This is a genomic window from Amycolatopsis sp. NPDC051106 (assembly GCF_040682775.1).
In the GTDB taxonomy this organism is placed as follows: Bacteria; Actinomycetota; Actinomycetes; order Mycobacteriales; family Pseudonocardiaceae; genus Amycolatopsis.
The window spans coordinates 292,027-315,540 of the sequence record NZ_JBFBBQ010000001.1 but is presented as its reverse complement, the minus strand read 5'-3'; the positions used below and the strand labels follow the sequence as shown (position 1 = coordinate 315,540).

The following is a 23,514-nucleotide window of genomic DNA, read 5'->3' as shown; positions in this document are numbered from 1 at the left end:
ATCTACGCGGAATCCTTGGCGGCGGACCAGCCGCCGTCGACGGTCAGCTCGGCCCCGGTGACGAACGACGCCGCGTCCGAGAGCAGGAAAGCGATCACGTTCGCCACCTCCGCCGGGTCACCGAGCCGGCCCGCCGGGGTCGCCTGGGCGCTGCGTCGGCGGTCCTCCGGCGGGATGCGGTCCCAGGCCGGGGTGAGCACCGGCCCCGGCAGGACGGAGTTGACCCGCACGTCCGGGGCGTATTCGACGGCCAGCTGCCGGGCCAGCGCGACCAGCGCGCCCTTGCTCGCGGCGTACGCGGGGTGGCCCGGCAGGCCGAAGTGCGCGTGCACCGACGAGACGAGGACGACCGCGCCGCCCCGCGCCCGCAGCGAGGGCAGGCAGGCTTTCAGGGCGAGGTACGTGCCGGTCAGGTTGACGTCGAGCTGGCGCTGCCACTCCGCGCGGTCGATCTCGTGCAACGGCCCGGTGCTCGGCACGTAGGCGTTGCTGACCAGGGCGTCCACCTCACCGATGGCCGTCCACGTCGCTTCGTCGCTCACCGAGCCCCGGATCGGCGTGACGCCGTCGGGGAGTTCGGCGATGTCCACGCCCAGCACGCGGTAGCCGGCTTCCAGGAGCTTCAGGGCCGTTGCCGCCCCGATCCCGGATGCCGCTCCGGTCACCACCGCGGTACGCGTGGACATCGCCTTCTCCCGTTCCTAGAACTTGGCTACGTGCACATGGTCGTCCGGCCCGCGGGCGGCGAACCACAGCGACGCGCCGTCGGACGCGGCGCCGAGGGTTCCCACGATGCTCCCGCTCGGGTACTCCGGCCGCTTGAACCAGCCCGCCCACGAGCCGGACCAGTCGTTGGCCCACAGCGTGTAGTCACTCGCGGACGCGGTGAGCGCGACCTTCGCGCCGACCGCGACGAGCGTCGGGCTGCTGCTGACCGTGCCGCCGACGGACGTCCAGTCCGACCAGGTGTCCCCGGTCTTCGTGCGGGCCCAGACGCTGTCGTCGGCGGTGCGGACCGCGACGACCGTGCCGCTCGTGGCCGTCGCCGCGCCGGGCCGGCCGTAGATCGGCTTGCCGCCGGGCGCGCCGAGCCCGGACCACTGGCCGGCGCTGGTCCGCTGCCAGACCTGGCCGTCGGCGCCGCGTGCGAAGAGCGTGCCGTCGCCGGTGACGGACGGCGAATCGGTCAGCGTCCCGCCCAGCCGCTTCCAGTCGCCCCAGTGGCCGTACCGGTAAGTGCGCTGGTAGGCGGCGTTGTCGAGCCCTCGGACGTAGACGTCGATGCCGTCCGGGCCGGCCACCGCGGCGGGCTGGCCGAGAAACTTGCCGCCGACCTGACGCGGTCCGTCGAGGCCGTTGACCTGCAGGGAGCCGCTCTGGTCGCGGAAGAACGTCACGGTCTTTCCGCCGGTGCGGACGATCGCCGGGCTCGCGGACGCCGTGCCGCCGAGGTCGTCACCCGGGACGAGGTCGGTGCCGTGCAGGCGCAGGAACGCGGTGCCGTGCGCGGGGACCGTGACCGTGTACGAGCCGGTCGCGCTGCCGCGGTCGGCGCGGGCGCGGAGGTCGCGAACGGACACCCGGCCCTTGAGCCCGGCGTCGGCGAAGTTCAGCGTCATCTGCGTCGGCGTCTCACCGCGGTTGAGCAGCACGACCGCGCGGTCGCCGGCTCGGGAAAGGACCTTGCTGTAGGTGTCGGTGCTGCCGCTGCTCGCGACGCGGACGCCCTGGATGCCGAGGCGGTCCTGGTTGACACCCACGATCTCCGGGTTCTTCAGCGTCGTGAGCATCGACGCGGGGAGCGTGCGCGGGTCCGAGCCGAGGATCAGCGGGGAGGCCATCTCCGCCCACATGACGAACTGGGTGGTCGACTCCTCCTCGTTCAGCTCGTAGGTGCCCTGCTCGGTCTTGCGCATCGGGATGAGGTAGTCGGGGTCGTTGTAATGGCCCGGCCCGTTCGCCTCGGGGTGCGCGGCGTTGGCGTCCATGTTGCGCAGGACGTCTTTCCAGATGCCCTCGTACGGCGTGCCGAACGCGATGTCCGTGCTGGTGCGCCACGAGTCGGCGACGAGCGGGCCGTAGCTGTAGGCGATGCCGGCGACCTGGTCGGGCCCGTGCGGGGTGCCCCACTCGTCGGTGACCGGGTTGCAGACGTTGAGCACCATCGGACGGCCCGCCTTGGCGAGGGCCTGGCTGAACTGCGTGAACGCCTCGGCGGGCTTGAGGTTCTGGGCGATGCCGCAGAGGAAGTCGACCTTGACGGCGTCGAACTTCCAGTTCGCGAAGCGCTGGGTGTCCTGCTCGTAGTGGCCGCCGGAGCCGGCCGCGCAGTTCTTGCCGTCGGAGGCGCCCGCGTCGGTGTAGATGCCGGCCTTGAGCCCACGGGCGTGCAGGTAGTTGACCAAAGTGGACAGTCCACTGGGGAACTTCGCGCTGTCCGCGAGGAGGTTGCCTTGCGCGTCGCGCGGGTCCGGGGCGGTCCAGCCGCCGTCGATCCAGACGTAGCGGTAGCCGGCGTCGCGCAGGCCGCTGGAGACGAGGAAGTCCGCGACGGACTTGACCGACGTCTCGCTGGGCGCGCCGAGGCCGTAGTAGGTGTTCCAGCCCATGTACGGGGTCTTCGCGACCCCGCTGTCGTAGTAGTCGGGAGCGCCTTGGTCCACGGCCGGTGTTGCCTGTGCGGGGATCGCGATGGCGGTGAGCGCGGCGGCTGCCGCTGCTACGACCGCTAAGGATCTCTTCAAAAGCATGTTGCCGGACACCCTTCTCCGATGAACAGGTGTTTTGCGGGGGTTCCGGGTGGCGGAGCCCCCGGCCCGGGGCGGAGCCCCGGAGGGTGGAGCGTCGAGCTAGCCGGTGAGCAGCATGCCGGGGCGTCTCGGCTTCCGTCAAGAATAAATCCTAAATTAAGATTTCACGCGCTATGCTGTCCGCGATGAAGACCGAAGTCGTCACTCTCGGCGAGGCGATGCGGCTGCTGCTCGCCGAGCCCGGCGTCGCCCTGCGGCGCGCCCGCACCTTCACGTCGTCCGTTGCCGGCGCCGAGACCAACGTCGCCGTCGGCCTGGCCCGGCTCGGCCACCGCGTCCGCTGGCTGAGCCGCGTCGGCGACGACCCGTCCGGCGCCCACGTGCTCGCGAGCCTGCGCGCGGACGACGTCGACGTATCGCAGGTCGAGGTCGATCCCGAGGCGTACACCGGGTTCCTGGTCCGGGACACCGAGACGGTCGAGTACCACCGAAGCGGCTCCGCTGCTTCGCGCCTGTCAGCTGCGTACGTGCGCGACGCAGGTCTCGACGGCGCTCGGCTCGTCCACGTCTCCGGGATCACGGCGATGCTGTCGTCCGGCGCCCGCGAAGCCGTCGAGGCCCTCTTCGCGCTGGCCCGCGCTTCGGGCGCTTGGGTGTCCTTCGACCCGAACGTCCGGCTGAAGCTCGCGAAGCCGGACCGCTGGCGCTCGGTCGTCGGACCGCTGCTGACCAGGGCGGATCTCGTCTTCGCCGGAGAAGACGAGCTCGAGCTGCTCGGGCAGACGCCGGACACGCTGCTCGCCGGCCGGGCGCAGACGGTGGTCGTCAAACAGCGGAACAAGATCGCGCGGGCGGTGACCGCGGACGGTTCCTGGTGGCAGCCGAGCCTGGTCACGCGGGTCGTCGACCCGGTCGGGGCGGGTGACGCGCTGACGTCGGGGTACCTCTCGGCCTGGCTGCGGGGTGCGCCGCCGGACGAAGCGCTGCGGGCGGGCGCGGCCTGCGCGGCGCTGGTCGTCGGCACCCGGACCGACCTCGAAGGCCTGCCCGACCGGGGCGAACTCACGAAAGCACTGCTCGGCACGGAGGTGGACCGATGACTTATCGCTGGGAGATCACCGCGAACGCACTGCGCCAAGGCGTCGTCGGGATCGTGCGCACACACGACGCGGAGTCGGCCGTTTCGGCGGCGCGCGCGGCCTTGGAGGCCGGGTTGCGCTCGATCGAGCTGCCGCTGACGAACCCGGGCGCGCTGGACGCGATCTCGGGGCTGTCCGCGGCCTACCCGGACGCGACGATCGGCGCCGGCACGGTGCTCGACGAAGCGTCGGCGGTGCTGGCGATCCGCGCGGGCGCGCGGTTCCTGGTGTCGCCGTCGGTGGACGCGGCGGTGATCCGTACCGCTCACCGGTACGGCGCAGCGGCGTTTCCCGGCGCGGGTTCGGTGACCGAAATCGTGCGGGCGCTGGAAGAAGGCGCCGACGCGGTGAAGGTGTTCCCCGCCTCGGCGCTGAGCCCGTCCTGGGTGAAGGACGTCCGGGCGGCGCTCCCGCAGGCGCCGCTGGTGCCCACCGGCGGCATCGGACCGGCCGACGTGCCAGGCTGGCTGGCGGCGGGCGCGGTGGCGTGCGGGGTCGGCTCGGCGCTGACCCGCGGCACCACCGCGGAGATCTCCGCCCTGGTCGAGACGCTGTTGAGGAGCGCGCATGGCTGAGCTGGTTTTCGTCGGGTGCTACACCGGCGACGCGGGGAACGGCACGGGGATCACGACGTTCTCGCGGTCCGCCACCGGCGACCTGACGGAAGTCGCCTCCCTGCCGATGGAGTCGCCGTCGTGGCTGACGAAGCACCCGTCGTTGCCGGTTCTGTACGCGGCGAACGAGACCGCCACCGGTGGTGTGACGGCGTTGGCGCTTTCGGACTCCGGGTCGTTGTCGGTGCTGGGCACGGCCGAGACGGGCGGCGCGCACCCGTGCCACCTGGCGGTGACCCCGGACGGCCGGTTCCTGCTGTGCGCCAACTACACCGGCGGCAGCCTGGCGGTGTTTTCGCTGTCTTCTTCCGGCGCTTTGGAGTCCCGGACCGCTCTGGTGCAGCACAGCGGGAGCGGGCCGGACGCGGACCGCCAAGAGGCGGCGCACGTCCACATGGCGGTCCCCGGCGACGGCATCGTGAGCGCGGTCGACCTCGGCACGGACGAGATCCGCAGCTACACGCTGTCTTCCGACGGTTCGTTGTCGCCCCTCGCGGTCTCTTCGCTGCCGCCGGGCACCGGGCCTCGCCAGCTGGTCCGGCGGCCGGGTACCGACCTCGCCTACGTGGTGGGCGAACTGGCGGGAACGGTGGTGACGGTCCGCGAGACTTCGCCGGGCGCGTTCTCGGTCGTGTCGGTCACCGCGTCGACGCTGTCATCGGTGAAGCCCAACCTGGTGGCCCACCTGGAGCTGGCGGACGCGCGCATGTACGTGTCGAACCGCGGCCCGGACTGCGTGACGGAGTTCGCCTTGGACGACGCCCTGGCGGTCGCGGACCAGCCGTGCGGCGCGAACCCGCGCCACTTCGCCTTGGTGGACGGTACTTGTTACGTAGCGGCGCAGTCGGAGGACGCGATCACGGCGTTCACGCTGACCGCATCCGGCGAAGCGGAACTGAAGCACTACCCGACGGGCTCACCGACGTTCGTGCTGCCGGTGTCGCTGCCCTGACGCCGGAGGATCACGACGTCCGCGTCGTGGTCCTCGGTCCAGTCGAACGGGAGGCCCGCGTACTTCAGGTGTGCGCCTGCATAGCGGGTTCCCAGCGAATCCACATAGGACGCTTCCGTAGACACCGACAGGCGCACTCGCGACGATCGGCCGGGCACCAGCGGTGCCCCGGTCAGCTGACCGGTGCTCCACGCCAGGACGACGACCGTGTCGCCGTCCTCGGACGTGTACTGCGTGGCAGCCGTCGGAAAGGAGGGGCCGGCCAGCACTCGGGCGGCTCCGTGGTGGATGACCGAGCGGATCGACTTGTAGAGAGAAATCAGCGAGCCCGCCTCGGCGTGCTGAGACGACGTCCACCGTGACAGGTCCGCGCCGATACCCAGCACCCCCGCCATCGCCGTCACGAAACGGAACCGCAGCGACCGGGGCCGCGGGTCGAACACGCCTGGGGAGTCCGTCACCCACGAACTCATCAGGTGCGGCGCGTGCATCAGCAGGAACCCGTCCTGGATCGCCAGCCGATCGAGGGGCCCGGTGTTGTCGCTCGGCCAGACGACGTCGGTGCGCGCGACCGTCGCCAGGTCCGTGCGGCCGCCCCCGCCCGCGCACGCTTCGATCGTCACGTGCGGGTGCGCCGACCGCAGGTGATCCAGCACCGACAGGTAGCCCGCGACGTGCCCGGCGTCCAGGTCCGCGAACGGCGCGCCCGGGCGGCCGCGCTCGGTCGGCGGGCGGTTCATGTCCCACTTCAGGTACGAGATCGGGTAAGCCGACAGCAACGAGTCCAGAGTGGACTTCACGAACGCGACGACCTCAGGCAGCCCCAGGTCCAGCAGGAGCTGGTTGCGGATCAACGTGAGCGGGCGCCCGTCGATCCGGTACACCCAATCCGGATGCGACGCGTACAGCCGCGACTTCGGGCTGACCGCCTCCGGCTCCACCCACAGGCCGAACTCCAGGCCCAGCTCGCGCACCGAGTCGACGAAGGCGCCGAACGACTCCTCCGCCGGGGTCCAGTCACCGAGGCCGCCGGTGTCGTCGTCCCGGCCGGTGAACCAGCCGTCGTCCACCACGAACAGCTCGACGCCGAGGTCGGCCGCGCGCTTCGCCAGCTCCAGCTGATGCGCGCTCCGGACGTCGAACCCCGTGGCCTCCCAGGAGTTGTAGAGCACCGGACGCGGGCGCCGCCGGCGGGTACCGGCCAGCACCCGGTCGTAGTCGTGCCACACGGACGCCAGCCCGGCCAGTCCGTCCACACTGGACGCCAGCGCGACGGCCGGGGTCGCCAGCGCGGCTCCGGGCTCGAGCACCGGTCCCGGCGAAGGCAGCCGTCCGGCCCGGACGCGGGTCAGCCCGGAGGGCTCCACATCGGCGGAAATCTCCCACGATCCCGGCCACTCCAAGGAAACGCCGAAAGCGGGGCCGCCCGATGAGTCCTGCACCGCCAACCACGGCACGTGCGCGTGGCCGGGAACGCCGAAGCGGCTCTCCATCCGGAACCCGCCCGCGGGCAGCGAAACGGACCGGCGCGTGAACTCCTGCGACCACTGCCCGGTCAAGTACGTCAGCTGCGCACCGGACACCGTGGGCACACACACGCCGGCCGAGCCGAGCCGGTCGAACTCCAGCGTCGACGAGCCCGTGTTCGTGAATTCGACCCACCGGGTCAGGACGTCGGTCCCGGGCACCGGCCGGTAGCACAGCACCGCGCGCATCCCGGAAACGTCGTCCGCGAAGGCCAACCGCAGGTCGTCGTCGGAAACCTCGCCGTCGAAGCGCCACCAAGAACCTCCGCGCACCGCGACGTCCGCGCCGGAGAACGGGCGCAGGCCCAGCGGCGCGTATTCCACCGGCGCCGCGTCGGCCTCGGTGATGAAGTGCACCGAGCCCGCGTTCGTGAACACCGACGGCCCGTCCTCGATCCCGTGCGGCCCCCAGGCGACGAGCTCGGCCCAGCGAGCGGAAGGATCCAGCGCCACGGTGTACGAAGTGGATTTCATGGACAGGGTCCACGTCACTTGATCGCCCCGATCGCCAGACCCGAGATGAAGTGCTTCTGGAACCGCAGGAACACCGCGACCGTCGGCACGGCCGCGATCACCGAGCCCGCCGCGATCACGTTCCAGTTGGACACGTACTGCCCCTGCAGGCCGAGCAGCGCCGGCGTCACCGGCATCACCGTCCCGGTGCGCAGCACGGTGATCGACCACAGCAGGTCGTTGAACGTCCAGGTGAACGCCAGCGCGCCGAGCGCGGCCAGCGCCGGGCGGGTCATCGGCAGGATGATCCGCCAGAAGATCTGCGCGACGCCGGCGCCGTCGATCAGCGCCGCCTGCTGGATCTCGTCCGGGATCGACCGCATGAACCCCTGCAGCACGAACGTGTAGAAGCCGAGGCCGAACCCGACCTGCACGACGATCAGCGCCGTCAGCGTGTCGTAGATGCCCAGCAGTTCGGCCAGCTTCGCGACCGGCACGAGCAGGATCTGAGGCGGGAGCAGGTTTCCCGCCAGCATCACCAGGATGATCGTGCGGCGGAAGGGGATCCGGTAGCGGCTCAGCGCGAACGCCGCCGCCGAGCTCAGCACCAGGGCGAGCAGCACCGTCGGGATCGTCACGAGCAGGCTGTTGAGCATCGCGTGCCCGCCGCCGCCCTCGCCCCACGCCTGCCCGAAACCGTCGAGCGAGAACGACGCCGGCAGTGCGCCGAGGCCGTTCGACGCGATGTCCGAGAACGTCCGCACGCTCGTCGTCAGCACCAGCACGATCGGCAGCAGCCACAGCACCGAGAGCCCGCCGGCGAGCAGGTGGAACCCGAAAGTCCGCGTCCTCCTCACGAGTCCTCCCGGAAGGCGCGCACGAGGTAGGTCACGATCACGCCGAACGCCAGCACGAAGATCACCACGGCCAGCGCGGACGCGTAGCCGAGCCGCAGCGACTGGAACGCCGTCGCGTACATGTACGTGCTGAGCACCTCGGACGAGTGGTACGGCCCGCCCTTCGTCATCGACCAGATGACGTCGAACGACCGCAGGGAGTCGATGATGATCACCGACAACACCACGGAGTTGACGCTGCGCAGCTGCGGCCACGTCACGTTGCGGAACTGCTGCCACGCCGTGGCACCGTCCAGTTTGGCCGCTTCGTACAGCGCCGGGTCGATGCCCTTGAGCCCGGCCAGGTACAGCACCATGACGTAGCCGAGCTGCCGCCAGAGAGCCGGGACGAGCACCGCGTACAGCGCCGTCTTCGGGTCGGCGAGCCACGCGTGCTGCCAGCTGCCGAGCCCGATCGCGCCGAGCAGCTTGTTGACGACGCCGTCCGGCTGGTAGATCACCTGCCAGATCAGCGACGTCGCGACCAGCGAAAACACCACCGGCGTGAAGAGCGCAGCCCGGTAGAACCCGACGCCACGGCGTTCCTTCTGCAGCAACGTCGCCAGCGCGAGCCCGCCGACGGCCGAGAGGCCGCCGAAGAGCACGAGCCAGATCACCGTGTCGAGCGCGGCGGTCTTGAAGATGTCGTCGGAGAACATCTCGGCGAAGTTCCCCAGGCCGACGAACGTGGGCGCCGAGACGCCGTCCCAGTTCGTCAGTGCCAGGTAGAACCCCTGCAGCGCCGGCCAGAACACCCAGAACCCCTCGACGACGAGGGGCACCAGCACGAACGCCAGCAGCACGGGCGAGATCCGGCGACGACGGCGTTTCGCGGCCGGGAACGCCGTGTCGGGCCGTTTCGCGGTCAGCACCGCCATCTCAGGACTGCCAGACCTTCTGCGCGGCGGTCTGCCAGTCGCTCAGGATCGAGTCGAGCTCGTTGGGCTTCTGGATGAACCGGATCAGCGCGGCGTCGGCGGTCGGCTGCAGCGCGTCGGAGGAGTCGCGGTTGAAGAACTGCGTGATCTCCTTGGCCTCGGTGAGCAGCTTCCGTCCCTTTTGGACGAGCGGCGTGCCGTTGTCCTTGGCGGACGGGTTGGTCGGCAGGACCGTGCCGGAGGAGTTCTTGATGTAGAGCTCCTGCGCCTCGGCCGTCGCGACGTACTTGAACCACTCCTTGACCTCGGCGACGTGCGGCGTGCGCGCGCTGGCGAAGAAGCCGTCGGTCGGGCCCTCCTCGGCGACCGGCACCGCCGGGTCGAGGATCGGGAACTGGAAGAAGTCGAGGTCGTCGAGCGCGTCCTTGGGGGCGGCGTCGGCGAAGAACGTGCCGGTGAGCACCATGCCGGTGCGGCCCTGCAGCAGCACGGTCGTGGCGTCCTGGAACGCGATCGCGGTGCCGTTCGGGTCGAAGTACGGCAGGGCCTGGCGCCACGGGTCGAAGATCTTCTTGACGCGCGGGTCGTCGAAGCGCTGCTTGCCGGCGAGCAGCTCGCGGTGGAAGGGCGCGCCGTTGATCCGGATGTTCAGGTAGTCGAACCAGGCGGACGCGGTCCACGGCGTGTTGCCGCCCGCGCCGAGGCCGATCGGCGCGATTCCCTTGCTCTTCAGGGTTTCGCACAGCGCGAGGAACTCGCTCCAGTTCGTCGGCGGCCGCACGCCCCACTTCGCGAAGTTGGACTTCCGGTAGAAGAAGCCCCACCAGTAGTAGGAAGTGGGGATGAAGACCTGGTGCCCGGCGCCGTCGCCGGAGAGCGCGCGGAACGCGGCGCTGTAGTCGCCCATCGTCTGCCAGACGTCGCCGACGTCGAGCAGCAGGCCCTTGCGCGCGTAGCCGGACAGCAGCGAACCCGGGTACCACGTGTAGGTGTCCGGCGGCGTGGCCGCGGTGAGGTAGCTGGGCAGCTGGGTGCGGAAGGTTTCCGACGCGACGGTGTTGACCGTCGCCGTCGCGCCGCCCTTCGCGCCGAACGCCTGGGCCAGCGCTTCGATCGCCTTCTTCGCCTCGGGCGAGGACAGGTTCGACTGGACGGTGACCGCGCCGGCGGCCTGCTTGACCGGGCCGGAGTTCGCGGAGGTGGCGCAGGCGGCGAGGAAGCTGCTCGACCCGATGGCGCCCAGCCCGGCCAGGCTCGCGTTGCGCAGGAAACGACGGCGGGACAGGCCTGCACTCGTCATGTCGTGACCCCTTTGTCGGTGGCGCCCTCGCGGGCGTGACTGCTGCCAAAGAGTGCAACCGGGCGACGCCGGTGTCAAGATGTATTCATAATTTATGACGACTTAGTGGGCGGCGTAGGATGGCTCCGATCACGACCTGCCAGCTGAGAGGGCCCTCCATTGACCGAACACCGGCCACGCGGGTTGCACGGCCAGACCGTGGAGGCACTGGCCAGCCGGATCCTCTCCGACGAGTGGGGCGAGGGCACCGTCCTGGACCTGCCGGCCCTGCGCGAAGAGCTCGACATCAGCCTGACCGCGCTGCGCGAGGCACTGAAGGTGCTGGCCGCCAAGGGGATGATCGACGCCCGGCAGAAGCGCGGCACGTTCGTCCAGCCGCGCGAGAAGTGGAACCTGCTCGACGCCGACGTCATGCGCTGGCAGACCGCGGCCGCCGACGACCCGGGCCTGCTCGACGAGCTCACCGAGGTCCGCACGGTCGTCGAGCCCGCGGCAGCGCGGATCGCGGCCGAGCGCGCGTCGGAGGAAGACCTCGAGTCACTGCGGGAGGCGCTGGCCGACATGGCCGCGGCCGACGACGCGGAGGCGAGCGTCCAGGCCGACCTCGCGTTCCACCGGCGGCTGATGACCGCCACGCACAACAACTTCCTGATGCGGATGGAGCGGGTCATCGCGATCGGGCTGGCCGAGCGCGACAAGCTGGTGCACGGGGCGTCGGCAGCGGAGGATCCGGTGCCGAGCCACCGGAAGGTGTTCGACGCGATCGTGGCCGGCGATCCGGTGGCGGCCGAGCAGGCGATGCTGGCCCTGGTCACGAAGTCCCGCGACGACCTGGCCAAGGCGCGGCGCAAGGCCGAGACAAGTGCACGGCGGTAACTCGTCGAGTAAGTAGATTGCACTGGATTCAGGTTGTTGGTCGTGCCGTAATGAACACATGACCAACGACAACGTTCTTGCGGCAATGGTTCAGGCGGCCGACGAGGCCGGATCAGCCTTGCTGGCTTCGTTCGACCCGGCGAGCCGGCCGGCGGACCGGGCGGCGATGTACGAGCTCGGGACCCGTCTCGAGGCGGCCTCGACGGCGATCGTCCGCGAGGCGCTCGACGGCGTCGCGCCCGGGGTTGGCTGGTGGGACGAAGACGAAGCCGGCCGGGTCGTGCCGCCCGGCCGGTGGTGGGTCGTCGACGGCACCGAGGGCGCGGTCAACCACGTGCACGGCCTGCCGGAGTGGGGTGTGACGATCACGCTGGTCACGGACGGGCAGCCGGAGCTCACGGTGTTCCGCCGGCCGATCGGCGACCTGACCTACACGGCGGCGCGCGGGCAGGGCGCCTTCCTCAACGGGCAGCGGCTGCGCGTCTCGGCCAAGACGGACCTCTCGGCCGCGGCGGTCACGGCGAGCCAGGGCGGCAACGACTCCGTTGTCTACGAACGGTTCGCGGGCGCGTTCGCGGCGATGGCTTCGCGGGCGTTGCTGGTGCGCAACACGATCCCGACGGTGTTCCCCTTGCTGGGCCTCGCCGCCGGGCAGTACGACGTGTTCTGGCAGTACGAACCCGACCTGCCGGGCACGGCGTCCGGCGCGCTCCTGGCCGGGGAGGCGGGGGCGTTCGTCACGGACCTCGCGGGTGGCGCCTGGGACGTCAACTCGGCCGACATTCTCGTCGCCGCACCGGGTTTGCACGCCGCGGCGCTGGAGGTGCTGAAGTGAGCCGGGTGGCGGTGCTCGGCGCGTCGGGCGCGGTGGGCAGTGAGCTGGTGCGGCAGGCGCTTTCGCGCGGGCACGACGTGGTGGCCATCAGCCGGCACGCGTCGGCTACCGGTGACCGGCTGGTTTCGGTCGCGGCCGACGTCCACGACGCCGCCGGGATCGCGGATGCGTTGCGGGACAGCGAAATCGTGCTCGACGCCCTGGGTCTGCGGAAGGGCGATCCGCCCGGCGTGCTGACCGCCGGCGCCCGTGCGGTGGTGGCCGCGGGGCCGTCGCGGGCGGTGTCGGTGGGAGCTTTCGGGACCGGGCCGTCGGCCCCGGCGGCCGGGTGGCTGACGCGGACGCTGGTGGAGCGGTTCATGAAGGCCGAACTGCCGGACAAGGTGGGCGCGGACGCGGCGATCCTCGGCATGGGCGGCACGGTGGTCCAGGTGGGCCCGATGAAGAGCGGCCCGCTCAGCCCGACGCGGCGGGTGGTGCGTCTGGACTCCGTGCCACGCCGGTGGTTCCCGGCGATGGTCACCCACGCGACGGTCGCGGCGGCGATGCTCGACGCGGCCGAGAATGGCCCGCGCGGCGAGATTCTGGTGGCTCTGCCGAAGTGACCCGGCCGGCCGAAACGTCCTGAATGAGTCATTCAAGACGCCGGAAGACCTGAATGACTCATTCAAGACCTTCGGGCGCCGGGGTAGCAGGCTCCAGCACGTCGGCCAGTGCCGTGCGGCAGTGGGCGCGCAGCCATTCGTGCGCCGGATCCGTGTCGTAGCGGCTGTGCCAGCTCAGCACCACCGGCGACGAGGGCAGGTCCAGCGGCAGCTCCGTCGCCACCAGACCCAGGTCCGCCCGCGCCGGCGCCGTGGCCCGGACCGGCATCACCCCGACCACGTCGCTGTGCGCGATCGCCTGCAGCGCCAGCGCCGCCGTCGGGAGCGCCGCCACCACCCGGCGGCGCACTCCCAGCTCGGCCAGCGCCTTGTCGACGCGATCGCGCAACCGGCCGCGCCGGGACACGATCACGTGCTCGGCCGCCGCGAACTCGTCGAGGTCCAGCGCGACACCGGCGCGGCTCACCAGCGCCAGGCGGTCCTCGCCGACGACGTCGTGGCTGATCTCCGGCGATCCCGGCACCGTCGCCCCGACCTCCAGGTCGACGTGCCCGCGCGCCAGGTCGGGCGTGTCCACCGAGGCCTCCGCCAGCAACCGCAGCCCCATCGCGGGCGCCTCGGCCGATGCCGTGCGCAGCAACGCCGGGAACAGCGCCGCGAGCAGCGCGTCGTGGCCCTGGATGGTGAACGTGCGCCGCAACGTCGCCGGGTCCACCGTGCGGGCCGGGGCCAGCACCCGGTTCGCCCGGGCCACCAGGGTCCGGACCTCGTCGCGCATCGCCAGCGCGCGGGGCGTCGGAGTCATCGTCCGGCCGGTGCGCACCAGGATGTCGTCGCCGGTCGTCGCCCGGATCCGCGCCAGCGTGCGGCTCATCGCGGGTGGCGTGAGGTGCAGCCGGTCGGCGGCCGCCTGCACGGAGTTCTCCTCCAGCAACGCGTCCAAGGCGGTCAGCAGGTTCAGATCCACCTGCACGACAGTAACGAGTCAGGGGCCGTCGAGTGCGTTCTGGAGCATCCGCGACGCCGCCGCGCGCGGGGCCGGGTCGATCGCGATCAGGGCGTTGACGACGGCGCCGTCGACCAGCGCCACCAGCCGTTCCAGGTCGGCCGCGCTCACCGGGGTGCCCGACCGCGCGAAGATCTCCGTGAGCAGCTCGTCGAGCTGGGCCGACAGCGTCCGCATCAGCGGCCGCAGGTAGGGGCGCCGACCGGTCGCGACCAGGCGTTCGTAGCGCAGGAGCACCGCTTCCGCGTCGGCCTCCGGGTCGTCGGTCTCCGGCCCGAGCAGCATCTCCAGCACCAGGTCGACGGTCGCCTGCACGCCGCGGTTGCGGGTCGCCAGCTCCTCGAGCCGGCGGCGGCCCGCCGCCAGCTCGGCGTTCGAGTGGTGCTCGACGGCCGCCGTGACCAGGTCTTCCAGCGAGTCGAAGTAGTACGTCGTCGACGCGAGCGGCAGCCCCGCCCGCTCGGCCACGGCCCGGTGCCGGACGGCGTCGAACCCGCCCTCGGCGAGCAGCTTCGCGGCGGCCTCGACGAGCGCGGCGCGCCGTCGTTCCCCTTTCGGGGTGGTCGCAGCGGTCATGACCGGTCATTCTGCCAACCGGGCGGCCCCGGGCTCAGAAGCGGGGCGCGAGAGCGTGCGCGAACGCCTGCACCTGGCCCGCGTACGGCGCCGTCGCCCCGGAGGAAGGCACGCTGACCAGTACCAGCCACCCGCCGGACGCGGTGGCCACCTGGGCCGTGACCGTGCCGGCCGGCTGGGACTTGAAGACGACGGGAATGCCCTTCGGGTACACCGCCGCGGACACCTCGCCGCCCGGAACCGGGAACCCGGCGGAGCGCGAGGCCGTCGAACAGGCGCCGCCCGGGACAGCCGGGGTACCGGTGACGTGGCCGGGGAGCTCGCCAGCGAGGGCGATGGCGAGCTCCCCGTCCACCTGTTCGCACCCGGAGGCGCCTTCGGCCAGCTGGCCGGTCTTCCCGCCCTGGTCACCTCCCTGCCGAGGTGGTTCGGACGAGAAGTTCGGTGACTCCCCACCGACTTCAGGACGTGCCGGGCTCAGCCCGGGTTGCCCCGATCCCGGCCCGGATTGCGACGACATGACCCCGTTGTCCGCGGACGTCAGTGCCTCGGGGGTACCCCCGGACAGCACGCCGTATGCGCCGAAGCCGACGACCACGAGCGCCGCGGCGCTCACCCCGGTGGTGATCCGGTTGCGGCGCCGCACGGTCTGGCGGCGGGATTCGCGGACGACGTCGTCCTGGGAGAACGTCGGCGAAGGCGCTTCGCCGGGCGCGGCGGAGAACAACGAGCGCAGCTCCTGCTCATCCATTGGTCTCCACCTCCCGTTCCAGCACCTGCTTGAGGTTCGCCAGCCCGCGTGCGGTCTGGCTCTTCACGTTGCCTTCGCTGCAGCCCAGCGCCGTCGCCGCGCTGGTCACGTCGAGTCCTTCGAAGAACCGCATGACCAGCACCGCCCGCTGCTTGGGCGGCACTTCCTTCAGCGCCGCGAGCAGGTCTTCCCTGGTCGCGACGAGGTCGTCGAGCCCAGGCGAGTCGTCGGCCGGCTCCGGCAGCACCTCGGTCTGCCATTCGCGCCGCCACGGACGCCGCGATTCGTCGATCGACGCCCGGACGAGCGTCTTGCGGACGTACGCGTCGGTCGCCGCGCGATCCCTGATCTTCTTCCACCTCCGGTGCAGCGCGACGAACGCCGTCTGCGCGAGGTCGTCCGCCCGGTGCCAGTCTCCGCAGAGCATGTACGCGGTCCGGCGCACGGCGTCCCGCCTGGCGGCGAAGTACTCCGCGAACTCCTCCTCGTCGCGCTGGTCCACGCGCAGTCGTGCTCCGCTCTGTTGTCGTCGGTGGGTAGGACGGAATCAGGGGCGTCCACGGTTGCACGGACCCCGTGGGTTCGACCACCCGAGGGCTGATTGATCCCGGTCGGGTGCGTGTGATGTGATCACTCTGTGACCTTCACGCTGCCGCCGCTGGACTTCCGTTCCGACACCGTCACCCGGCCGGATGACACGATGCGCGCGGCGATGGCGTCCGCGGAGGTCGGCGACAACGTCCTCGAGCGCGACCCGACGGTCCAGGCGCTGGAGGAGCGCGCCGCGCACGTCCTGGGCATGCCGGCCGCCCTGTGGGTGCCGACCGGCACCATGGCGAACCTCATCGCGCTGAGCCTCCACCTGCAGCGCGGCGACCGGTTCCTCGCCACGCGGGGCGCGCACGTGCTGATCAACGAGCTCGGCTCGGCGGCGTGGCTGGCCGGCGGGATGCCGGACATCCTGGAGCACGACGGCGGCCCGGGCCGCCCATCGCCCGACGCCCTCGCAGCCGCGATCGGACAACCCGGGCCGTACTTCACATTACGGACATCGCTGCTCTGTCTCGAGAACACCCACAACGCGGCCGGCGGCGCAGTGACCCCGCCGGACGAGCACGCCCAGCTGCTGTCCGTCGCGAAGGAAGCCGGCCTGACCGTGCACCTCGACGGCGCCCGGCTGTGGCAGGCCGCGGTCGCGCTGGAGGTGCCGCCCGCCGCGCTGACCGTCGGCGTCGACACCGTGTCGGCCTGCTTCAGCAAGGGCCTCGGCGCGCCGGTCGGCTCGGTCGTCGCGGGCAGCACCGCGTTCGTCGAGCGGGCCCGCCGGATGCGGCAGATGCTCGGCGGCGGCGTCCGGCAGGGCGGCATCCTGGCCGCGGCCTGCCTGGTCGCGCTGGACCGCGTCCCGGACCTGGCGGAGTCGCACGAAAACGCCCGGCGCCTGGCCGAGGGCCTGACCGAGCACGGCTGGGCGACGAACGTGCCGGACACCAACATCGTGCTCGCCCAGGTACCCGACATCCCGACCGCGCTGGCCTGGCTGGACTCGCTCGGGATCCGGGCGGTGCCGATGGCGGGCCGGGTCCGGTTCGTCACGCACCGGGACCTGAGCGCGGCCGACGTCGAAGAAGCCCTGCGCCGGATCAAGACCGGCGCCCGATGAGTACTGGGGACACTGTGAACTGGATCGTGTTCGACTACGGCGACGTGCTGAGCAAGCCGAGCCCGGCCCGCCCGGAGATGGCCGCGCTGATGGGCGCACCGCTGCCGGAATTCGAGAAGGCGTACTGGGACTACCGGATTCCCTACGACGCCGGGAGCACTCCGCTCGAGTACTGGCAGACGATCGGCCAGGCGGTGGGCGTGCCCGTCGACGAAGCGCTGTCGGCCGAGCTGACGCGCGTCGACATCGAGGGCTGGGCGCACCTCGAACCGTCATCGCTGGCGTTGCTCGAGGCGCTTTCCGAAGCCGGCGCGTCGCTGGCGCTGCTGTCGAACGCCCCGGTGGTGTTCGGCGAATGGGTCCGCGCGCAGGACTGGGCGCGCCACTTCCGCGTGACACTGTTCTCGGGTGACGTCCGGTGCGTCAAGCCGGACGCGAAGATCTTCCGCCTCCTGCTCGACGAGCTCGGCGCGGAGCCGGCCGACTGCCTGTTCTTCGACGACCGTCCGTCCAATGTGGAAGGTGCACGGGCGGCCGGGCTCAAGGCCCAGGTGTGGAACGGCGCCGACGCGGCACGGGCGTGGCTCGAGTGAGCCACGCCCGGCCTGCGGGTTCGCTCAGTAGCGGTTGATGCGCCTCGGGTCCTTCTTGCCACCGCTGATGGCGCGGTAGCCGGCAGCGCCGAGGAAGACGATGCCGCCGATGATGGCGATCCACAGGACGGCCTTGAACACGAAGCCGAGCACGGCGCCGAGCACCATGAACGCCACCCAAGCGACGATCAGGCCGCCGACGATCTTCCAGAACATGGCTTCCTCCGATTGCTCCCGTGGCCCCTCCGGCCTGGTGACTCCACTGTGACACCTCGGCCGGGGAAACTCCCCTCGCAGAGCCAACGTTCAGGGATGAATCAGGGTTCCCCCTGGGCGAGCCAGGCCCCCAGCCGGCGGACGCCTTCGTCGATGTCGGCCGCGCTGCCGGCGAAGGAGAACCGGACGTACTTGCCGCCGTCGACCGGATCGAAGTCGACGCCGGGGGTGATGGCGAGGCCCGTGTCGGCGAGCAGCCGCTGGCACCAGCTCAGGCTGTCCTGGGTGTAGGCGCTCACGTCGGCGTACACGTAGAAGGCGCCGTCGGCGGGGGCGAGCCGGTCGAGGCCGATGCCCTTGAGGCCGGTGAACAGGCGATCGCGGTTGGCGCGGTAGTGCTCGACGTGCGCGTCGGCCTCCGCGTACGCCTCGGGCGTGAAGGCGGCCAGCCCCGCGTACTGCGAAACCGCGGGCGGGCAGATGGTGAAGTTGCCGGTCAGAACGTCGACGGCGCGGTGCAGACGCTGCGGCACGAGCATCCAGCCGAGCCGCCAGCCGGTCATCGCGAAGTACTTCGAGAAGCTGCCGAGCACGAGCGGCTCACGGCCGAACTGCCACGCGCAGTCGAGCTCGGCGCCGTAGGAAATGCCGTGGTAGATCTCGTCGCTGATCAACTGCACCCCGTGCGACGCGCACCAGCCGGTGATGGCGGCGAGCTCCCCGGGCGGCAGGACGGTCCCGGTCGGGTTGCTGGGGCTCGCGACGATCAGGCCGTCGATCGGGCCGAGCTCGTCGAGCAGCGCGACGGTGGGCTGGAAGTTCGTCTCGGCGGTGGTGGCGAACTCGACGACTTCGCAGCCGAGGACGGAGAGCAGGTTGCGGTAGGCGGGGTAGCCGGGCCGCGCCATCGCGACCTTGGCACCGGGGTCGAAGGCGCTGAGGAAGGCGAGCAGGAAGCCCCCGGAGGACCCGGTGGTCACGACGACGTCCTGCGCACTGACGTCCAGACGGTATTTCCGCTGGTAGTGCCCGGCAACGGCCTCGCGCAGCTCGGGGATGCCGAGCTGTTCGGTGTAGCCGAGCGGGCCGCTCCGGAGGGCCTTTTCCGCGGCTTCGAGAACGGGCTTCGGCGCGGGCGCGGACGGCTGCCCGGCGGCGAGCGACACGAGATCGCCGTGGCTGCGCTGCCGGGCACCGGCCGCGGAGAGGACGTCCATGACGTGAAAGGGCGGCACGCCGGCCCGCAGTGCGGGCCCGGCGAAGGCTCCGAGGTCGACCATGCGGCCAGGCTAACGCGGGGAGACCGCGCTCACCGAGAAGCCGTCAAGGCCCCGTTTCGGATCAGTAACCCTGGTAGGCACCGCCGTGGGCCATGGCCTTGATGCCCGGCACGTTCCCGAGGCCGCCGTAGCGGTCGTAGGAGTACCGGACACCGGCGATGATGTTGTCGACCGGGTTGTAGATGTTGTCGTGCCCGGGCAGCTTGTGGGCGTTGAACGTCGAGTCGATGCACTGCATGAGCCCCTTGGACGGGTGCCCGGCGGCGGCATTCGAATCCCAGTTGTTGATGGCGTTGGGATTCCCGCCCGACTCGTGCTGGATGATCGCCCAGATGTTGGGGATGTCGGCGTCGGTGACCGGGACGCCGGCGGCCTGGAGCGCCTTGATGGCTTCCTGGATCCACTGCTGGACGTTGCCCGGGGGCGGCGAGGACGGGGGGCCGCCGCTGGGGCCAAGGCCCCCGCCGCCACCACCACCGCCTCCTCCTCCACCGCCACCGCCGTGGGAGGAGCCGTTGCTGTGGATGCCGCCGGTGCTCTTCGGCGCCGCGGGGGTGCTGCTCGGCAGGGGGACCTGGTCGTAGCCGCCCTCGATCTGCTGGGACATCAGCTTCTGGGACGCCTTGATCTGCGTGTCGGCCTCGGCCTGCAAGGCGGCCACGTCGCCATCGAACCCGGCGGTGATGGTTTGTATGTCCTTTTTGGCCTGATCGAAGATCTCCGCGGCGCTCGGACTCGGCGCCGGCGTGCCGTTCTTCTGGGCCTCACTCGCGTTGTGGAGCGCCGTTTGCATGGCCGACTCGGCCGTGGTGTTGCGCTGGTTGACCGCGGTCTCGGCGGAGTTCTGCTTGTCCTGGACCTTGCGCTTGATCTCCGCGAGGTTCGCCTGCAAGGTGTCCAGGTCCTTGGCGACGTCCTCGAGGTGGGTCTGCACCTTGGTGCCGGCGTCGCGGACCTGGCGGACGTACTTGAAGAACTCGTCCGCCGCCGGCCCGGCCCACACGCCGGAATTGAGAGCATCGGTCGAGTTCTTCAACGACGCGGTGTGGTCGCCCGCGTTCTTGCCCGCCTCGCGGAACTGGGCGGCCGCCGCCGAAATCTTGTTCAGGTCGACCTTTTCGACCTGGTTCACCTTCTTCATGAAGGCGTCCCAATTGTCCGGCGTTCCGGCGCCGACCCCGTTCAAGCCCACTTTGGTGCCCCCTGCTCAGTTCACTTGTCGACGTGCAGCTTGAGATCGCTCGCCCCGACCTGGTCGGTTTCGGCGATCAGGCCGGCGGCCTTGCGCATGGCGAACCCCAGCGCCTCCATGTGCTTGCCCGCGGCGTCGAACTGGCTGTGCACGCCGTCCTTGAACTTGCCGACCGCGCTGTGCGCGTCGCCTTTGTCGTCCATCCCGCCGAAGGGGCTTTCGTGCTCGTGGTCCAGGCCGGTGACCTTCTGCTTGGACTTTTCGAACTCGTCCTTCAGCTTCTCCACCTGGCCGGCCGCGATGGCCATCGAGTCGGTGTCGTAGACAGGCACGGTTCGTCATCCCCTTCGCAAACTTGCGTCCGCCCGATCAGACGTCGTCATGACCAGGACGGTTCCCGCGCTTACTTTATGACTTCCGCGCGGTCGCGGGTACGGATCCACGCCAACTTCCCCCGGCGGGGATCAGGCCTCCGCCATCAGTTCGCGGATCCTCGTCGCCAGCAGGGCGTTGTCCGCCGGGGTCACGGTCGCCCACTCGCGGCCGTCGCGGTCCGAGACCACCTGGAACAGGTACCGTCCCGCGTCCGTGTCGAAGAACGCCACCACCCGGCCCGCCCGGTGGACCATCCCGTCGCGGCCGACCCGCTCCGCGCCGAACTGACCCCGGGCCTCCTGGCCCAGCAGCATCCCCGACAGCTCCTGGGCCTGGAACAGTTCCACGCCCCGATCTTCCAACGCCGTGACCAGCGCCTTCGCCTCGCCGCGCGCGGCCGCGTCGGCCTCGCGCAGCACCGAGTACGGGATGCTCACCGTCTGGCCGATGCCCGGCCCCAGATCGCCCGCGACCGAGACCGCCGCCTCGGGGAGGCCGTCCTCCGTGGCCGGGATCAGCCAGACCTCGCCGTGGTCCACCACCGCCAGCACCGCCTGGCCGCGGACGCTCACCGCGCGGCCGCGGATCTCGCGTTCGGCCCACACCCACACGTCGAGGCCGAACTGGGGGCGGGCCAGCAGGTGCAGCTGGTCCGCCACCTCGCCCGACACCCGGCCGTTGCGGGCCAGGCGCCGCTCACTCAGCGACGCCCACGCCGCTTCCACCACTTCCCGCCGCTCGGTGCGGGTGGTTCCTTCGCTCGGCACGTCCAGGGCGACGTGCCGGCGCGGCAGGTCCAACGACTCCCAGAGCACGTCGAACTCACGCGCGGACAGCACCAGCGACACGGTCAGCGCCCGTCCCCGCCGTGGTCGCCGAGCACGTCGGGGGAAACCATCCGCTGGTCGGCGAACAGATCCTGGTCGTCGACGCCGTAGCGGCGGACGTGTTCGGCGTCGTCCTCCTGCGGGGCCGCCTCGGACAGGAACCTCGCTTCGCCGGGCTGCTGCTTCGGCCTGATCTGCTCCGACTTCCGCAGCGCGACGGCCTCTTCCTCGGGCAGCTCGCCGACCGGCAGCGGCCGCACTGGCCCCTTCGCCTCGCCCTTCTCCCGCCGCAGGCGCTCCTTGTCGCCGCTCAGCGCGCCGCCGGCCGCACCCGCGCCGATCGCCGCCGCGCCCGCGCCGATCTCGCCCGGGGTCGCGCCGGGCCTCGCCACGAACCCGCGTTCGGCCGTGAACTGACCGGGCGGGAGCGGGGCCTGCGGCATCGCGCCGACCGTGCGGCCCTTGGCCAGCAGGCCGTCGGGGCCGCGGTTGGTACCGCCGAGCGAACCTTCGACGCCGGTCGAGCCGGCACCGGACGCGCCACCGCCGCCGAGCGACTTGATCGGCGCCGTCGCCGGCGACGAGCCGGGCGGCAGCGAACCGGGTGGCACCGAGCCGGGCGCACCCGGCGGCACGAACTGCTCGCCACCGCCGCCGGTGGCCAGGCCCGGCGAGAAGTGGGCGGGGTCGCCGGAGGACGTGCCGCGGCCCGGCGCGTTGACCCAGCCGGGGCCGGGCGCCGACGTCGGCGGCCTCACCCCCGCCGGGGTCGTCGACGAGCTGGGTGTCGTGTGCTGCGCGGGCGGGGCGCCCGCGCCGGTCTGGCGCGGCGCCTGCGCGGCGGGCCGGGACGGCTGCTGCGCCGCGACACCGTAGACCGGGGTCGGCGTGTCGGCGTGCACCGTGTGCGACACGGGCTGCACCACCGGCGGCTCGACGTGCACCGACCGGACCTTGTCCGAAGCAGGCTTCACGCCGCCGTCCGGCGTCACCGCGACGGCGGCACCCGCGACGTCCAGCACGCCCGGCGTGACGCCCGGGGCGGCCAGCTTCAACGACTCGGGGTCGGACAGCGACTGCGTCGAGAGCAGGTTGGTGCCGCTTTCCTGCGCGTACTCGTTCAGCGCCTGCTTCGCCTGCTCCTTGGCGTCGTTCGCGGCCTCGACCTGCCGGGCGTGGTCGGTCTCGAAGCCGATCAGGCTCAGCAGCAGGCCGTCGGTGAGCGTGTAGCCGCCCGCGCCCTTCCGGACGGTCTCGGCGTCCGGGAGCTTGTACTTGGTGCGGTTGAACGACTCGCCCTGCTCGAACACCATCTCCGCGGCGTGCGCGACCTTCGTCGTCGCGTCCTGGGAGAACCCGGCCTGCTCGGTGAGCACCTGGCTGGCCGCACCACCGGCCTGGCTCTGCCATTCGACGCCGAGCTTGAGCAGCTGCGCGCGCAGCGTCTGGTCGGTGTGGGCGAGGGCGGTCGCGACGGCTTTCAGCGCATCGACGGCCGTGCCGATGCTGCCGGTGCCGTCACCGTTGACCATCCGCGTGATCTGGTCGGCGATCGCGGTGTTGGTCCAGCCGTCGAACCGGTGGTTCTGGATCCCGGCCGCGAGCTCGGAGAATTCCACGCGCCCTCCCTAGTTGCGTGACTTCAAGGACTGCAGCGCGACGTCGGCGGCTTGCACCGACAGGTCGCACAGCTGCGGCTGCGTGAACTTGCCGCGGGTGATGGCGAAGGTCTGGACGGCCAGCGTCTGGCCCCGCGCGACGCCGACGAGCGCCTCGCAGTCGGCCGGGTCGCCGGCCGCGCGGTAGTTCGTCAGCGCCGGGTAGCCGCCGATGGTCTTCGGCTCGGTGGTCATGCTGTTCTTCTTGCGGGCCCCGGTGATCCACTCGTCGAGGTCCGCGGACACCGCGCGCACGTGGTAGGCGTGCACGGGCTCGGCGCCGTCCGCGTCGAACACGCACGTCGGCCCGTCCTCCGGCGGAGCTTCCCGAGGGGTGCTGGTGATCTTCATGGCGTCGAGCTGCACCTGCGGGAACACCTCGCACAGGTTGACGCCCTGCAGGGTCAGCTCGGCCGGCCGCTGCGGCAGCTGGGCCGCCTTGGCGCTCTGCGACGCCGCGGTCGCGGCCGTCTCGACCGGGTAGGGCGTGCCTTCGGTGCCCGCCGAGCAGCCGGCGAGCGCCGCCGTCGCGAGCATGCCCCCGGTGACGATG

At 71.3% G+C, this 23,514-nt stretch carries 25 protein-coding genes; 8 read left to right on the top strand and 17 right to left on the bottom strand.

Annotated features, from left to right (window positions below):
• Positions 1 to 2: 2 nt before the first annotated feature.
• Complete coding sequence (locus AB0M83_RS01500; protein ID WP_364510723.1) at positions 3 to 686, bottom strand: SDR family oxidoreductase; 684 nt, start codon at positions 684 to 686, stop codon at positions 3 to 5.
• 15 nt (positions 687 to 701) lie between these two features.
• Positions 702 to 2,663 carry a hypothetical protein gene (locus AB0M83_RS01495; RefSeq protein ID WP_364510720.1) on the bottom strand — a complete coding sequence of 654 codons (1,962 nt, stop codon included), beginning with the start codon at positions 2,661 to 2,663 and terminating at the stop codon, positions 702 to 704.
• Between the two features lie 272 nt (positions 2,664 to 2,935).
• On the opposite strand from AB0M83_RS01495, the gene AB0M83_RS01490 reads away from it, so the two are divergent.
• Genes AB0M83_RS01490 through AB0M83_RS01480 form a run of 3 tightly spaced genes read left to right on the top strand, consistent with a single transcriptional unit; the run spans position 2,936 to position 5,455 of the window.
• Complete coding sequence (locus AB0M83_RS01490; RefSeq protein WP_364510717.1) at positions 2,936 to 3,850, top strand: sugar kinase; 915 nt, start codon at positions 2,936 to 2,938, stop codon at positions 3,848 to 3,850.
• Positions 3,847 to 4,464, top strand: coding sequence for a bifunctional 4-hydroxy-2-oxoglutarate aldolase/2-dehydro-3-deoxy-phosphogluconate aldolase (locus AB0M83_RS01485; RefSeq protein WP_364510714.1), 618 nt, complete (start codon positions 3,847 to 3,849; stop codon positions 4,462 to 4,464). The genes AB0M83_RS01490 and AB0M83_RS01485 overlap by 4 nt, the downstream gene beginning before the upstream one ends.
• A complete protein-coding gene (locus tag AB0M83_RS01480) occupies positions 4,457 to 5,455 on the top strand; it encodes a beta-propeller fold lactonase family protein (RefSeq protein ID WP_364510712.1) in 999 nt (332 codons plus the stop codon). Before AB0M83_RS01485 ends, AB0M83_RS01480 begins: the two co-directional genes overlap by 8 nt.
• Here AB0M83_RS01480 and AB0M83_RS01475 read toward each other — a convergent pair.
• From AB0M83_RS01475 to AB0M83_RS01460, 4 genes are read right to left on the bottom strand one after another with little or no spacing between them, the layout of a single operon-like run.
• A complete protein-coding gene (locus AB0M83_RS01475; protein ID WP_364510710.1) occupies positions 5,407 to 7,455 on the bottom strand; it encodes an alpha-galactosidase in 2,049 nt (682 codons plus the stop codon). The two genes, AB0M83_RS01480 and AB0M83_RS01475, sit on opposite strands and share 49 nt — an antisense overlap.
• Before the next feature lie 14 nt (positions 7,456 to 7,469).
• Positions 7,470 to 8,291: a carbohydrate ABC transporter permease gene (locus AB0M83_RS01470; RefSeq protein WP_364510707.1), complete on the bottom strand. Its 822-nt coding sequence runs from the start codon at positions 8,289 to 8,291 to the stop codon at positions 7,470 to 7,472.
• Complete coding sequence (locus tag AB0M83_RS01465) at positions 8,288 to 9,208, bottom strand: sugar ABC transporter permease (RefSeq protein WP_364510704.1); 921 nt, start codon at positions 9,206 to 9,208, stop codon at positions 8,288 to 8,290. The genes AB0M83_RS01470 and AB0M83_RS01465 overlap by 4 nt, the downstream gene beginning before the upstream one ends.
• A 1-nt stretch (position 9,209) precedes the next feature.
• On the bottom strand, positions 9,210 to 10,508 hold the full coding sequence (locus tag AB0M83_RS01460; protein ID WP_364510701.1) for an extracellular solute-binding protein: 1,299 nt from the start codon (positions 10,506 to 10,508) through the stop codon (positions 9,210 to 9,212).
• A 159-nt stretch (positions 10,509 to 10,667) separates the two neighbouring features.
• On the opposite strand from AB0M83_RS01460, the gene AB0M83_RS01455 reads away from it, so the two are divergent.
• Genes AB0M83_RS01455 through AB0M83_RS01445 form a run of 3 tightly spaced genes read left to right on the top strand, consistent with a single transcriptional unit; the run spans position 10,668 to position 12,824 of the window.
• Positions 10,668 to 11,384: an FCD domain-containing protein gene (locus tag AB0M83_RS01455; RefSeq protein WP_364510698.1), complete on the top strand. Its 717-nt coding sequence runs from the start codon at positions 10,668 to 10,670 to the stop codon at positions 11,382 to 11,384.
• A gap of 58 nt (positions 11,385 to 11,442) precedes the next feature.
• Positions 11,443 to 12,219: an inositol monophosphatase family protein gene (locus AB0M83_RS01450; protein ID WP_364510696.1), complete on the top strand. Its 777-nt coding sequence runs from the start codon at positions 11,443 to 11,445 to the stop codon at positions 12,217 to 12,219.
• Complete coding sequence (locus AB0M83_RS01445; protein ID WP_364510693.1) at positions 12,216 to 12,824, top strand: NAD(P)H-binding protein; 609 nt, start codon at positions 12,216 to 12,218, stop codon at positions 12,822 to 12,824. Before AB0M83_RS01450 ends, AB0M83_RS01445 begins: the two co-directional genes overlap by 4 nt.
• A gap of 58 nt (positions 12,825 to 12,882) precedes the next feature.
• Here AB0M83_RS01445 and AB0M83_RS01440 read toward each other — a convergent pair whose 3' ends face one another.
• Genes AB0M83_RS01440 through AB0M83_RS01425 form a run of 4 tightly spaced genes read right to left on the bottom strand, consistent with a single transcriptional unit; the run spans position 12,883 to position 15,659 of the window.
• Positions 12,883 to 13,791 (bottom strand): LysR family transcriptional regulator, encoded by a 909-nt coding sequence (locus AB0M83_RS01440; RefSeq protein WP_364510691.1) that lies wholly within the window; start codon positions 13,789 to 13,791, stop codon positions 12,883 to 12,885.
• An 18-nt stretch (positions 13,792 to 13,809) separates the two neighbouring features.
• Complete coding sequence (locus AB0M83_RS01435) at positions 13,810 to 14,406, bottom strand: TetR family transcriptional regulator (RefSeq protein ID WP_364510688.1); 597 nt, start codon at positions 14,404 to 14,406, stop codon at positions 13,810 to 13,812.
• A 34-nt stretch (positions 14,407 to 14,440) separates the two neighbouring features.
• On the bottom strand, positions 14,441 to 15,157 hold the full coding sequence (locus tag AB0M83_RS01430) for a hypothetical protein (protein WP_364510686.1): 717 nt from the start codon (positions 15,155 to 15,157) through the stop codon (positions 14,441 to 14,443).
• The gene (locus tag AB0M83_RS01425; protein ID WP_364510683.1) at positions 15,150 to 15,659 is read right to left on the bottom strand and encodes a SigE family RNA polymerase sigma factor; all 510 of its coding nucleotides are present in this window, start codon (positions 15,657 to 15,659) and stop codon (positions 15,150 to 15,152) included. The genes AB0M83_RS01430 and AB0M83_RS01425 overlap by 8 nt, the downstream gene beginning before the upstream one ends.
• Before the next feature lie 135 nt (positions 15,660 to 15,794).
• On the opposite strand from AB0M83_RS01425, the gene AB0M83_RS01420 reads away from it, so the two are divergent.
• Positions 15,795 to 16,820, top strand: coding sequence for a GntG family PLP-dependent aldolase (locus tag AB0M83_RS01420; RefSeq protein ID WP_364510680.1), 1,026 nt, complete (start codon positions 15,795 to 15,797; stop codon positions 16,818 to 16,820).
• Between the two features lie 14 nt (positions 16,821 to 16,834).
• Positions 16,835 to 17,413, top strand: a complete 579-nt coding sequence (locus AB0M83_RS01415; RefSeq protein ID WP_364510839.1) for an HAD family phosphatase — start codon at positions 16,835 to 16,837, stop codon at positions 17,411 to 17,413.
• A 24-nt stretch (positions 17,414 to 17,437) separates the two neighbouring features.
• Here AB0M83_RS01415 and AB0M83_RS01410 read toward each other — a convergent pair whose 3' ends face one another.
• The 7 genes from AB0M83_RS01410 to AB0M83_RS01380 all read right to left on the bottom strand — a co-directional run bounded on the left by AB0M83_RS01410 (position 17,438) and on the right by AB0M83_RS01380 (position 23,498).
• Positions 17,438 to 17,629, bottom strand: a complete 192-nt coding sequence (locus AB0M83_RS01410) for a hypothetical protein (RefSeq protein ID WP_364510677.1) — start codon at positions 17,627 to 17,629, stop codon at positions 17,438 to 17,440.
• Positions 17,630 to 17,730: 101 nt separating this feature from the next.
• Positions 17,731 to 18,909 carry a pyridoxal phosphate-dependent aminotransferase gene (locus AB0M83_RS01405; RefSeq protein WP_364510674.1) on the bottom strand — a complete coding sequence of 393 codons (1,179 nt, stop codon included), beginning with the start codon at positions 18,907 to 18,909 and terminating at the stop codon, positions 17,731 to 17,733.
• Positions 18,910 to 18,970: 61 nt separating this feature from the next.
• The gene (locus AB0M83_RS01400; RefSeq protein WP_364510672.1) at positions 18,971 to 20,050 is read right to left on the bottom strand and encodes a transglycosylase SLT domain-containing protein; all 1,080 of its coding nucleotides are present in this window, start codon (positions 20,048 to 20,050) and stop codon (positions 18,971 to 18,973) included.
• A 71-nt stretch (positions 20,051 to 20,121) separates the two neighbouring features.
• Positions 20,122 to 20,433: a hypothetical protein gene (locus tag AB0M83_RS01395; protein WP_364510669.1), complete on the bottom strand. Its 312-nt coding sequence runs from the start codon at positions 20,431 to 20,433 to the stop codon at positions 20,122 to 20,124.
• Between the two features lie 132 nt (positions 20,434 to 20,565).
• Positions 20,566 to 21,324, bottom strand: a complete 759-nt coding sequence (locus AB0M83_RS01390) for an ESX secretion-associated protein EspG (protein ID WP_364510667.1) — start codon at positions 21,322 to 21,324, stop codon at positions 20,566 to 20,568.
• A gap of 2 nt (positions 21,325 to 21,326) precedes the next feature.
• Positions 21,327 to 22,922: a hypothetical protein gene (locus AB0M83_RS01385; RefSeq protein WP_364510664.1), complete on the bottom strand. Its 1,596-nt coding sequence runs from the start codon at positions 22,920 to 22,922 to the stop codon at positions 21,327 to 21,329.
• Between the two features lie 9 nt (positions 22,923 to 22,931).
• A complete protein-coding gene (locus AB0M83_RS01380; RefSeq protein WP_364510837.1) occupies positions 22,932 to 23,498 on the bottom strand; it encodes a DUF3558 domain-containing protein in 567 nt (188 codons plus the stop codon).
• Positions 23,499 to 23,514: the final 16 nt, after the last annotated feature.

Bases quoted from the DNA above. Each gene is read 5' to 3' on its own strand.
- AB0M83_RS01400 (WP_364510672.1), bottom strand. From the start codon at position 20,050: ATGAAGAAGGTGAACCAGGTCGAAAAGGTCGACCTGAACAAGATTTCG.
- AB0M83_RS01380 (WP_364510837.1), bottom strand. From the start codon at position 23,498: ATGCTCGCGACGGCGGCGCTCGCCGGCTGCTCGGCGGGCACCGAAGGC.
- AB0M83_RS01410 (WP_364510677.1), bottom strand. From the start codon at position 17,629: ATGTTCTGGAAGATCGTCGGCGGCCTGATCGTCGCTTGGGTGGCGTTC.
- AB0M83_RS01435 (WP_364510688.1), bottom strand. From the start codon at position 14,406: ATGACCGCTGCGACCACCCCGAAAGGGGAACGACGGCGCGCCGCGCTC.
- AB0M83_RS01475 (WP_364510710.1), bottom strand. From the start codon at position 7,455: ATGAAATCCACTTCGTACACCGTGGCGCTGGATCCTTCCGCTCGCTGG.
- AB0M83_RS01450 (WP_364510696.1), top strand. From the start codon at position 11,443: ATGACCAACGACAACGTTCTTGCGGCAATGGTTCAGGCGGCCGACGAG.
- AB0M83_RS01480 (WP_364510712.1), top strand. From the start codon at position 4,457: ATGGCTGAGCTGGTTTTCGTCGGGTGCTACACCGGCGACGCGGGGAAC.
- AB0M83_RS01490 (WP_364510717.1), top strand. From the start codon at position 2,936: ATGAAGACCGAAGTCGTCACTCTCGGCGAGGCGATGCGGCTGCTGCTC.
- AB0M83_RS01460 (WP_364510701.1), bottom strand. From the start codon at position 10,508: ATGACGAGTGCAGGCCTGTCCCGCCGTCGTTTCCTGCGCAACGCGAGC.
- AB0M83_RS01485 (WP_364510714.1), top strand. From the start codon at position 3,847: ATGACTTATCGCTGGGAGATCACCGCGAACGCACTGCGCCAAGGCGTC.
- AB0M83_RS01430 (WP_364510686.1), bottom strand. From the start codon at position 15,157: ATGGATGAGCAGGAGCTGCGCTCGTTGTTCTCCGCCGCGCCCGGCGAA.
- AB0M83_RS01500 (WP_364510723.1), bottom strand. From the start codon at position 686: ATGTCCACGCGTACCGCGGTGGTGACCGGAGCGGCATCCGGGATCGGG.
- AB0M83_RS01405 (WP_364510674.1), bottom strand. From the start codon at position 18,909: ATGGTCGACCTCGGAGCCTTCGCCGGGCCCGCACTGCGGGCCGGCGTG.
- AB0M83_RS01465 (WP_364510704.1), bottom strand. From the start codon at position 9,208: ATGGCGGTGCTGACCGCGAAACGGCCCGACACGGCGTTCCCGGCCGCG.